Source organism: Candidatus Kuenenia sp. (assembly GCF_039794105.1).
Taxonomy (GTDB): Bacteria; Planctomycetota; Brocadiia; order Brocadiales; family Brocadiaceae; genus Kuenenia.
The window spans coordinates 50843-63308 of record NZ_JBDIWA010000018.1; the positions used below are offsets into that span (position 1 = coordinate 50843).

Sequence of the window (12466 nt, forward strand, 5' to 3'; positions counted from 1 at the left end):
GTAAGAATAGGGCAAACGGGCACATCGATAAATTATTTTCTCATTACAAAACATAATTTGAATTTCAGTAGATGTTAATAGTAACGTAGAGACGGGTTTGAAACCTGTCTCTACCTCTTGAGTGTAAACATCACAAGCAAGATGCTTGTGTTACATTGTGCAGGTAGTTATAAAAAATCGGGAATGCTCCCATTGAAAATGGCGATATCATAAAACAAAAAAGCCCGTCAACCGACAGGCAGAAAGGGTCAGAAACTATGAAAAAGGGATTATTTATTACATCGGCAATGGTGTTATTACTGGTATTTCTTGTCCAATACGCAGCTTCGGGTAATCAAAAGGCGGAAGCAGTATCACAGGAACAAATCAGGCAAAACATGCATCGCATCCAAATCCCCTTCATTGCCAATAATGGCCAGATGGATGAACGGGTAACCTTTTACGCCAATACCTTCGGCGGGACGGTGTTTGTCACAAAAGACGGAGAGATTGTGTATGCGCTGCCAAATAATAATTCAGATGTAGAGACGCAAGGCATTGCGTCTTTAAAGCATTCGCCCGATAAAATACAACAATGTAGGGGCGAATTGCATTCGCCCGATGTGATACACGATGCAAGACAAATCAGCGATTTACATTCCCCTACCTCAAACTCCCAAACTCACAACTCAAAACTCGTAAACTCTGAATTACAGGGAATAGCATTAAAAGAAACGCTTATTGGCGCAAAAGTAAAGGAAATAAAAGGCGAAGACAAGTCGGCAAAAAAGGTAAATTATTTCATAGGGAATGATCAAAAGAAGTGGAAATCCAATATTTCCACGTATAATATGGTTGATCTTGGAGAAGTCTACAAGGGCATAGAATTAAAACTCAAGGCATACGGAAACAACGTAGAAAAACTCTTTTACGTAAAACCAGGTGCAAATCCCGACCGGATAAAAATAAACCTAAGCGGCGTAAAGGAGTGCGTAGTGCAGAATGCGGAGTGCGGAATAGAAAATCCAAAATTCAAAATTCAAAATCCAAAATTGTCAGTAAACGAACAAGGCCAACTCGTAGCAGAAACCGAACTCGGCCCCGTAGCATTCACCAAACCGGTGGCATATCAGGAAATAGATGGGAAAAGGGTGGATGTGGGGGTGGAATATGAAATATATGCCGTACCACAGGTAGTTCACCGCAAAGGCGTACCAAAGAACGCAAAGGAAAGTATTGTGGGCAACACCGAAAGCGCAGGAAATGTCTGTCCCCCGCTGGCCTGCCTGTGCGTTGCATGCAGACAGGCGGGGGTGAAGGGGGTGGAAAGAGATTCCCCGCATGTCATACAACCCACCACAAATCCGAAATCTAAAATCGTAAACTTGTCCTCGACTGAAATCGGGCATCCAAAATTAGAGTATGGTTTTAAGGTGGCCTCTTATGACAAGACAAAGGAACTTGTAATTGACCCTTTGCTGGCTTCTACGTTTTTGGGAGGAACAAACAAAGATTACGCAAATGCAATTGCCTTTGATAGCAGCGGTAATGTTTATGTAACGGGGCAAAGTTATTCAAGTGATTACCTAAGCACTACAAGTGCCTATCAAATTTCTAATAATGGTTCTCATGGCAATGTGATTATATCAAAACTCAACAGTGATTTAACAACTCTTCTTGCTTCGACATATATTGGGGGAAGCTACTCTGATCATGGTTATTCTATTGGCTTTGATAGCAGTGGTAATGTTTATGTGGCAGGTACTTCTGATTCGAGCGATTACCCAACCACTATAGATGCTTATCAAACGTCTATTAGTGGTTCTGGTGTGATTGTATCAAAACTAAACAGTGACTTAACAATCCTTCTTGCTTCGACATATATTGGGGGAAGTTACATTGATTATGGTTATTCTATTGCCCTTGATAGCAGTGGTAATGTTTATGTGGTGGGTGCCACTCGATCAAGCGACTATCCTACAACTACAGGTGCCTATCAAACTATATTTAATAGTAGTGGAGATAATCCTGATGTCGTCATATCAAAACTTAATAGTGAATTAACAAACCTTCTTGCTTCGACATATCTGGGTGGGTATAGCAGTGATGAAGGCTATTCTATTAGCCTTGATGGTAGTGGTAATGTTTATATAACTGGTCAAAGTTCTTCAGGTGATTACCCAACCACTACAGATGCCTATCAAAATTTTTTTAATGGAGATCAGGAAATTATTATATCAAAACTCAATAGTGAATTAACGAATCTCCTTGCGTCTACCTATTTGGGAGGCAATGGTAATGATTACGGAACTTCCCTTGTAATTGATGATAGTGGTAATGTTTATGTAACCGGCTATTCTCATTCAAGTGACTATCCAACGACTACAGGTGCTTATCAAACTTCTAATAAAAGTACCTATCAGGACGGCATTATATCAAAACTCAACAATGATTTAACAACCCTTCTTGCTTCTACATATATTGGGGGAAGTCGCCAAGATAATTTATCTTCCCTTGCTGTTGATAACAGCGGTAATGTTTACGTAACAGGTAATTCTTACTCAAGTGACTATCCGACAACTACAGGTGCTTATCAAACTTCTTATAGTGGTTCTCTTAATGATGTAATTGTATCAAAACTCAATAGTGATTTAACAACCCTCAAAGCTTCCACTTACTTGGGAAGCTATATTGGCTCTGCTATTGCCCTTGACAAAACAGGTAATGTATATGTAACAGGTTCTACAGATTCATCTAATTTTCCCATATCGAGCGATGGTTACGATAGCTCATTTAATGGTGGTTCTTATGACATCTTTGTGTCAAAACTTGACAGTGATCTTTCTTCATCTCCGCCCTCTGTTACAACAGATTCTGCAACAGATATAACAATAAATTCTACGACGTTAAATGGCACAGTAAATGCAAATAACCGTTCAACAACTGTATGGTTTGAATATGGCTTATATACTGGTTTGTATGATTACAGTACTTCTACTAAAACAATTAGCGGGTCAACTGATCAGGCGGTTAGTGTTGATATATATAATTTATATGCTGGTACAACGTATTATTATCAAATTGTTGCAGAGAATGAAATCGGAACAACATATGGCGATGAAATGTCTTTTACTACATTATCAGACACTACTAAACCCTCCGGTTCAATAAGCATTAACAACGGAAATCCTTACACAAACTCTGCAAACGTCACACTAAAATTGTCCGCTTCAGATGATGTTGGCATTACGGGGTATTATATTTCCACAAATTCTTCTACGCCATCTTCATCATCTTCTGGTTGGACAAGTATTAGTTCTACGACAAATTATTCTGCAAGTATTTTATATACCTTAGATGATGGCGATGGCAGTAAAACGATATATGTCTGGTACAAGGATGGTGCAGGCAATATTTCAGATATATACAGTGATTCTATCATACTTGATACAACTCCTCCCGAAATAACCATTACCAGTCCAACGACAAACGATACTTATTCGACTACAATAAGCGTAGTAAGTTTATGGGGCAATGCCTCTGATGCGACAAGTGGTATAGCAAGTATAATATGGTCAAACAATCAGGGCGGAAAAGGTGCGGCAAGCGGCACTGCCAGTTGGAGTATTTCAAATATTGGTTTACTGGTAGATGTTGAAAATGTAATTACTGTTACTGCAAAAGACAATGCTGGTAATTCAGCATCGGATACAATTACCGTTACTTATTCAGAGCCAACAACATTGGAAGGCAAAATATTCGGCTATGTTATGGACGAACACAACACTTTCATTGCATCTGTAAAAGTAACATGTAAAGGCAAAAACACAGGGGTTAAAGTGAAAGGATATACAAACAAAGAAGGCTATTTTGAATTCAATAACCTTGATGCCGACACATATAAAATCACCGCGAAGCAAAAAGGGTATTACAAATCAAAATATAACGTGAATCTTGAAGAAGGAGAGGAAAAGGAAATCGAGATTGTGTTGGAGGAAAAGTGATTTAATTCCAAAAATGCCTCCGTACCTTAAAATAAGTAATTTCCTCCGGTGATATATTTAAAATTATTGATTTAGGAGACAGTAAAGATGGACGATAAAAACAAAGGCTATTTAAGCAAGGGCATTATTACAGTAATTCTGTTTTCATTTTTGTTTTTAGTAAACATTTTGAATGTAAAAATTGCTTTAGGAAATGAAACAATAAGTGTTGAGACTGGTGCACTAACCACTGCTGGTGGTGCTGGTGATCTGCGCCTTAGTAAAAACGAAGCCTTTCTTAATGGTGACACAATAATAATAACTGTAATTGATAACGATCTGAATATGACAAGCGCAGCAGACTCAGGTACAGTTAAAATAACACCGGCATCTGGAAGCGATATTTATCTTACAATGGATGAAAATAGTTCAAATTCAGGGACATTTTTAGGTACATTTAAAACTACTTCCTCTACCGATGATAGTACATCACCCGTCAAAGTAAGAGCAGTTGCCAATGGCATTATTACGGTAGTGTATCCGGATGCAAGCCCTGCGGCTGACGTTACTGCAAATGTAAGCACCAAAAATTTTGGCGCTGTTTTAGATATTACAGAAGAGCAGATAGCGCATGGTGGAAATGCCGTTGTGTCCTTGTATGACCCGGAAACAAATGCCTCGATATCTTCTGCAAATGTTGTCAACGTAAACGTTAAATCCACTACGGATTCAACGGGCACCACATTGAGGTTGACTGAAACGGGCAACGATACTGGGTCATTCCTTGGAACGATTGCCGTAAGTGCCAGCGATACATTGGTAAATACCCGTATTAAATCAGCGGTTGGCGATACTATAACGGTTTCATTTACCGACAATCCTGATGCGGATGGTGCTATTAGCATAGTTTCCGATACCGCAGAGGTTGTTGAGGCGGGAACGATTGATTCTAGCGCACCCTCTGGTTCGATAGCTATAAACGATGGCGATATATATACAAAAACCACTTCTGTAACCCTGAGCCTATCGGCAACGGATGGTACGGGAGTAACCGGCTATTATTTATCCACAAGCTCTACAACCCCCTCATCTTCCGATTCAAGTTGGATATCAGTATCATCAACCACCAGCTACAGTGCAAGCGTCTCGTACACATTAAGCAACGGAGATGGTTCAAAGACGGTGTATGTGTGGTACAAAGACGCCGCAGGGAATGTTTCAAGTACTGCCAGTGATTCCATCACTTTAGATACCACTGCCCCAACGGTATCAATAACCAGCCCGACATCTGATGCTACCTATTCAACCACAAGCAGTACCATAAGCCTGAGCGGAAGCGCATCCGACAGTACCAGCGGGGTAAACAGCGTTGCATGGTCAAACAGCGCTACCGGAAGCAGCGGGACTGCAAGCGGCACAACAAGCTGGTCTGTTTCAAATATAAATCTTTCTGAAGGGAGCAACTCCATAACGGTAACGGCAACTGATAATGCGGGAAATACGGCAACCGATTCAATTACTGTTACCTATTCCGAACCGCAACCCACTCCTTCGCCAACACCTATAATAAATCCTCCAACAGTGGAAACTGATTCGGCAACAAATGTTTCAACCGGCTCTGCCACATTAAACGGTACGGTAAACGCCAATAACTCATCTACTACCGTATGGTTTGAATACGGAACAACAAATGGTGTTTATTCCCTTTTGTCATCAACACAAACCGTTAACGGTACGGCTGATACGTCAATAAGCATTAGCATAAGCGGCCTGTCAGAAGGCACAAAGTATTATTATCGTATTGCAGGGCAAAACAGCGCAGGTACCATCTATGGAGATGAAAAGAATTTTACGACTGAATCGTCCTGCATTGATGATTTCGAACCTAATGATGACTTCGACGTGGCATATGGACCCTTAGAGTCCGGAAAAAGTTATGAGGGAAAATTGTGCAGTTTTTCAGACAGGGATTATTTTAAGTTTGAGTTGAAAAATCCAGATATACAGTTGATGCTTACTGTGCCAACGGATAATGATTATGACCTTTATCTGTATGATTCCTCGAAAACTGAAATAAGCAATTCCGCAAATCCTAAAGGCACGGAAACGATTTCATACAACGACCTCGAAGCCGGTATATACTATATACAGATATCAGGTTACAGTGGATCATATAATACGGAAGATGTATATGTCCTTGTTGGTACATGGACGGCTGCAACAAGCACGACACCTGTACCAACCCCAGCCGAATTAGGCACTATATTTGGAAGTGTGGTTGATACGGATGGAAAGCCTGTTGCAAATGCAACTGTATTTACTGATAAAGGGGGATATTCGGCAAAAACCGGTTCTAATGGCATCTATCAGTTGAACGATGTTGCGGAAGGGAGTTATTTACTGACTGCACTGGCGGAAGGCTACGGGTCTGTATCGCAGACAGTAACCGTAACGGCAGGAGAAACAACACAGGCCGATTTTACACTATTACGCGCTATAACACCTCCAACGCCCGTACCTTCGCTCTCCCCTTCAGTTAACCCGATACCATCAACAACACCCACGCCGAGTACCCTAACAGGCAAAATATTCGGATATGTAGTGGATGAATATGACGACCCTGTTGAATCAGCAAAGGTACGATGCAAGGGTAAAGGCACAGGGGTTAAAGTGAAAGAATATACAAACAAAGAAGGCTATTTTGAATTCAATAACCTTAATGTGGACACGTATAAAATTGTCTCAAAGAAGAAGGGGTATTACAAATCAAAATATAACGTGAATCTTGAAGAAGGAGAGGAAAAGGAGATTGAGATTGTGTTGGAAGAAAAGTGATTATTTTTAAGAACAATTTAACAGGAGAATGAGAAATGTATAAGATATTTATTTGTTTAGCAGTACTTTTTGTTAGTACCACAACTCTTTTTGCCGATAGGGTTAAAATTAATGACAAAGGTATTGCAGATGTTGAGTTTGAACCGATTGAGATTGGAGCAGGTAGTTTTGACTCACAAATATTTATAATTGGTAACATAGAGTCTGAAATTAAAGGTGTTATGGGATTTGCAGATATTGGCGGTGGTTATGGTAGTTATGAAAGACAATTACCTATTACATCTACGTATGATAACCCAGCACATTATTTTACGGTATCTTTGGCGTACTCAGAATTAGACAAAGCAGTTATATGCATCCGGGAATGCTGGAATAATTCAGATGAGGATTATGAATTTCCAGAACTGTACTTTGAATTAAGGTGGCTGATATTAAAATAGAAAAGATTTGATATGGAAAAATGTGGTGGGTGACTATTACCTTTAAAATCCGAAAATAACCGTTTATTATACTCTATTATTGAGATGAGGGAATATTAAGTATGGCAAGAAATTATGATGCAATGATTAGAAATGTACAAAGAAGCTTGGAATCAAGGAGTCAAACAAGAGGTTCGAATGATGGAGCTACTATGTGGAAAGCAGAAATCAGGCATGAAGGTTTAAATAAATACCGCGTTATTCGTGGGCGTGACAGGGATGTAGTGGAACAAATGGCTGAGACTCAAATAGCTGCATGGAATGAAATGAGGGAAAGTTGAAAATGGAAAAAAGACAGTTAAAAACGGAATTGGCACTTGAACAAACCAAAGAAGCAACAGAAGCTATAAAAGAAATAAAGGATATTCTAAAGCACGCTCTGAAGAAAAACTACAAAATTGATAGGGCAATTTTGAAGGAAGAAATTAAATTCCATAAACAAAAACCTCAATTACCAAAGTTATTAAATATCCCTAAACCACCCGATAAAAATGCCCCATTTTATAAGCAATATATAAATAAGCTGGGTGAGCCTTTGGTGAGTTCGAAGCGGGACTGGATGTTTCCTGGGGCAAGTAAAAAAGAAATAATTATCTATGCAGAAAATATGTTTAAAAGTGATTATGATTGCTGGTTAGAGGAAAAGGAAGAAATAGTTTTAAAAAATAAAAAACTCGAAAAACAATATCAAGAGGAACTAAGTAAATGGGAAGCAGAGGAAAAAGACTATTTGGCAATACAAGAAAGGAAAAATGCTATATATAAACAATATTTTGATAAACAACCGAATGTTATAATTCCATTTTGTGAAATTATTTTGTCAGATTCAGAATATCCACACTATTTTCCTCAAGAGTTTGATCTCGATTATAACCCTGAAACAAAAATATTAATTGTAGATTACTCATTACCTCCCATTGATGCACTCCCAAGGTTAAAGGAAGTAAAATATATCAAAACGAGTGATGAGTTTTCAGAAAGTTTTTTTGCAGACTCAACAGTTAATAACCTTTATGATGATCTTATTTATCAAATCACACTAAGAACAATTCATGAACTATACGAATCTGATGTTGTAAATGCTATTGATTCAATCATTTTTAATGGTATTGTGGAGTCAATAGATAAAGCCACAGGCCAAAACACAACTGCCTGTATAGTATCTGTTCAAGCAAATAAACAGGAATTTTTGTCAATTAATTTAGAACATGTAGACCCAAAAGCTTGTTTTAAAAAACTAAAAGGCATTGGCAGTTCAAAACTCCACAGTTTGACACCAATTGCACCTATATTAAGTATTAACCGGGAAGACAAAAGATTTGTGTCTTCCTACCAAGTTGTTGACGAATTAGGCGACACTTACAATCTTGCCGCAATGGATTGGGAAGATTTTGAACATTTGATCAGAGAACTTTTTGAAAAGGAATTTTCTCAATCTGGTGGAGAGGTTAAGGTTACCCGATCCAGCAGAGATGCAGGGGTTGATGCAGTAGCTTTTGATCCTGATCCAATCAGAGGAGGCAAAATAGTAATCCAGGCCAAACGTTATACAAATACGGTAGGTGTTTCTGCCGTTCGTGATCTTTATGGAACCATCATGAATGAGGGTGCAACAAAAGGGATATTAGTGTCTACCGCTGACTACGGGCCTGATGCGTATGAATTTGCCAAAGGGAAACCCCTTACATTATTAAACGGCAGCAACCTTTTACATTTACTTGAGAAACATGGTCATAAAGCAAAGATAGATTTAAAGGAAGCAAAGCAAATATTGGCAGAACAAGAGAAGCAGAAAAATAATTTAAATACGAAATAATATGGTAAGATTGAATAAAAAAGGGAAAAAAAATGTTACAGTGCCCATCATGCAAATTATACTCAAGGGATTCACAAAATGTGATTCCAGAAATGCTATAACTATTTATGTTAACAAAAGTTAAATCTGACCTTAGAAATCCCTATTTGTGAACTCATACAGTATAATGAGTCCTGATGATGCATAATTTTGTGAATTCGTTTTTACATTCCATAAACCATGAAAAATATAGGAAATTATAAAACGGTCGCGACCCTGTTATCGTCCAACTTCTTAAAGCATCGCCTATATTATTTTATCAAACATGAAAGCGTGGATATCAAAAGACAGTAGGTTAAATAAGAAATTGGAAGACGTAGAGAAATTCTTGCACAATAAATCAGTTAATTCATCCTTATAAGTATCTTTGCATTCTTGACCCCTATTGACCACAAAATGATAGTCGAAAAGAATCATTTTTGTAATAAAGATAAAGGATAGGAGAAAAATTTTATTATGAGAAAGATAACAGAAAAAGACATTGATAGATGGAAGACGAATACGATTGAATTGGCACCAAAATTAGGTTATGAGAAAATTTTATCTCGTATAAATAATGTAAAGTTTTCTTTGTGTCCAGGATTTCCACCTGACGGCAATTGGTACGGTAGTTTTATTTATCCTAAAATACGAGTATATGAATGTAATTTGTCCACAGAATATTTAAATAGATCAGATAGTGATATAATAAAAAAAGAATTAGAGAAAAAGGGAATGCTTGAAATAGATATCGATGAAATAATGAGAATACTTTGTTCTGTTTCTCCAGAAGATTTTTTTGAAGTATACAATCAAAGCGGTATGGATCATGAAATCGGACATCTTTATAATTATATTGCAAATCGAGCTAATAATAATGATGAGAAGGCAGCTTCGATATTTCAGATAAAGTTTGCTAATGAAAGAAATACTAATACATGGAAATGTATTCGAGAGATTATGCCAAAAGTGTTAGCTTATCACAAAAATATTGACAAATTAAAATAAACCTTACTTCTTACTTGAAGGATAACCTGATAAGGTAGTTCAAGGGGGGGCAGTGGGGTCAGACATTATCTATTGACAACAATGAACCAATTGGGTCAGTAATGAAAGAAGCCGTATATTTAAAAATGACACAGATCGTAAAAGGTTTCTCGGCATATTAAAAGATAGTTTAGAAAAATATATAGTGCAATTACATGGGTATGTTCTTATAGAAAACCATTCTGACTGAAATATGAAATTCTGCTCCCGATAATAGTTTTCATATTATAAACATGAACTGTGAGCTTAAGTACCTAAAATTGAGATTAATGTGGAATATTTTGTAAAAGATATATACATTTTTTGCAAAATTATTAATGTTGTATAAAAGCGTCAAAAAGGAGCGAGTAAAATGCCATTAAAAACAATACAAATATCTTTTCCTTCTGAGATACTGGAAAAACTATCAACGACTTATCAGGATAGTACAGATTTAATAAAAGAAGCCGCTGTGCTTGAATTATACCGGGAAGGAAAGATTTCCAGCGGTAAGGCTGCTGAAATACTTGAAATGGAGAGATTTGAATTTATCCGGTATGCAGGTATGAAAGGGATACCGTATATCCGTATCACTCCGGAAGAACTTGAGGAAGAAGTAAGGTCACTGGAAAAACTGTAATGATAGCTATCTCTGATACAAGTCCTTTAATACTTCTTGATAAGGCAGGATATCTCTGGATACTCGGAAAACTTTTTGAGAAAGTAAAAATTCCTCCATCTGTTGACAGAGAATGGCTAAGGCCGGGCGGCTATATTATGCCTGATTGGCTTTTAGTTGAAAACCTTTCAACTGAGACTGCAGCAGATGCAGAAAAACTCTATCAGGAAATTGATAAAGGCGAGGCAGAGGCAATATCACTATGTCGTTCATTAAGAGCCGATGTGCTTTTGATTGATGATTTAAAGGCAAGAAGATATGCCAAAGCAATGGGTTTAACTATAACAGGAACAACAGGTTTGTTGATTGCAGCGAAACAAAGGATGTTAATTCCAGAAATAAAACCGATTTTAAATATATTAAGGAAACATAAATTTTACCTCTCAAGCGAGGTCTATGATAAAGCCCTGACGATTGTAAATGAAAATTAATACAAAGTAGGATGTTTTGGAGTACCAGGGTCATGGAGAATGGAGTACCAGGGTCACATCTTGATTAGTGATTATGTGTTTGGCAATTAAAATCTGATTATGCTATCGTTTATGACATGACATGACATGACATGCCATGGCAAGGCAATGGCGAATAGAATTTGAAGGCGCTTATTACCACATCTTATCACGAGGGAATGAAAGGAGGAATATTTTCCGTGATAATGATGACCGCGTTTCTTTTCTGGATATTTTAGGGAAAATGGCGGACAGATTTGAGATTGAGGTATTTGCTTATGTTCTCATGGACAATCATTACCATCTGCTGCTTAAAACCAATAAACCTAATATTTCTAAAAGCATGCAATGGTTCGGCGCTACTTATACACGTCGGTACAATATCAAACACAAACGCAGTGGCCACCTGTTTCAGGGGCGATTCAAAAATTTTCTCATAGAAAATGATGAATACCTTATTCTTCTTTCCTGTTATATTCACAGGAATCCTTTGCGTGCCGGATTAGTCAGGAGACTGGTTGATTATCCATGGAGCAGTTATCCAGTTTATGCATATAATAAGAAACCACCGGAGTGGTTATTTACAAAGCCTGTTCTTTCCCTATTAGATGCAGAATACAAACAAAAAGCATACAGGAAAATGGTACAAAATTATTCTCATGAAGAAAAAAAGATTTGGGAAGATTTCCATTATGGTCTCTTTTTAGGTTCCCGAAATTTTGTAGAACGTATAAAGTCCAAATATTTGACAGAAAACCCTGATGTTGAAATACCTCAAAAACGACAGGTATTGAGAGATACCAATCCTGAAACCATTCTAAAGAAGGCTGCAAATATCTTAAAATGTGATACAGATGTTTTTTTACAATCCTCCAGGATATGTGCTTCAGATAAACTGGATCGTGATATATTAATCTATTTTTTATGGAGTACAGGTTGGTATAATAATCGGGAGATAGGCAATTTATTTAGTCTTGGTTATTCATCGGTAAGTCGGCGGGTAACTATTATGAAATCTATGTTATCGAAAGATAATAAGATTAAAAAGAGATTAGCAGCACTTAAATCACTAATCAACAGGCTGTCCGAGAATGTGATCAGCAATGAAAATAAAACGCAAAGAAAATTGTGTGTAAATTAAAAGCAATCTATAAACAAATCAGGAAAAGGTTAAAATTTTTCCATCTAAATCATAATTTTGT

The 12466-nt window shown here is 37.4% G+C and carries 9 protein-coding genes; all 9 read left to right on the plus strand.

What is annotated here, in order from left to right:
- Nucleotides 1-257: 257 nt before the first annotated feature.
- Nucleotides 258-3983 (plus strand): SBBP repeat-containing protein, encoded by a 3726-nt coding sequence (locus ABJL82_RS10255; protein ID WP_347274635.1) that lies wholly within the window; start codon nt 258-260, stop codon nt 3981-3983.
- A gap of 87 nt (nt 3984-4070) precedes the next feature.
- Nucleotides 4071-6797 carry a carboxypeptidase-like regulatory domain-containing protein gene (locus ABJL82_RS10260; protein WP_347274636.1) on the plus strand — a complete coding sequence of 909 codons (2727 nt, stop codon included), beginning with the start codon at nt 4071-4073 and terminating at the stop codon, nt 6795-6797.
- Between the two features lie 35 nt (nt 6798-6832).
- Nucleotides 6833-7237 (plus strand): hypothetical protein, encoded by a 405-nt coding sequence (locus ABJL82_RS10265; protein ID WP_347274637.1) that lies wholly within the window; start codon nt 6833-6835, stop codon nt 7235-7237.
- A gap of 101 nt (nt 7238-7338) precedes the next feature.
- Nucleotides 7339-7557, plus strand: coding sequence for a hypothetical protein (locus tag ABJL82_RS10270; protein WP_347274638.1), 219 nt, complete (start codon nt 7339-7341; stop codon nt 7555-7557).
- Between the two features lie 2 nt (nt 7558-7559).
- The gene (locus ABJL82_RS10275) at nt 7560-9092 is read left to right on the plus strand and encodes a restriction endonuclease (RefSeq protein ID WP_347274639.1); all 1533 of its coding nucleotides are present in this window, start codon (nt 7560-7562) and stop codon (nt 9090-9092) included.
- A 495-nt stretch (nt 9093-9587) separates the two neighbouring features.
- The gene (locus ABJL82_RS10280) at nt 9588-10118 is read left to right on the plus strand and encodes a hypothetical protein (RefSeq protein ID WP_347274640.1); all 531 of its coding nucleotides are present in this window, start codon (nt 9588-9590) and stop codon (nt 10116-10118) included.
- Between the two features lie 391 nt (nt 10119-10509).
- A complete protein-coding gene (locus ABJL82_RS10285; RefSeq protein ID WP_347274641.1) occupies nt 10510-10776 on the plus strand; it encodes a UPF0175 family protein in 267 nt (88 codons plus the stop codon).
- Nucleotides 10776-11246, plus strand: a complete 471-nt coding sequence (locus ABJL82_RS10290; protein WP_347274642.1) for a DUF3368 domain-containing protein — start codon at nt 10776-10778, stop codon at nt 11244-11246. Before ABJL82_RS10285 ends, ABJL82_RS10290 begins: the two co-directional genes overlap by 1 nt.
- A gap of 136 nt (nt 11247-11382) precedes the next feature.
- A complete protein-coding gene (locus ABJL82_RS10295; protein ID WP_347274643.1) occupies nt 11383-12405 on the plus strand; it encodes a transposase in 1023 nt (340 codons plus the stop codon).
- The last annotated feature ends 61 nt before the right edge of the window (nt 12406-12466 follow it).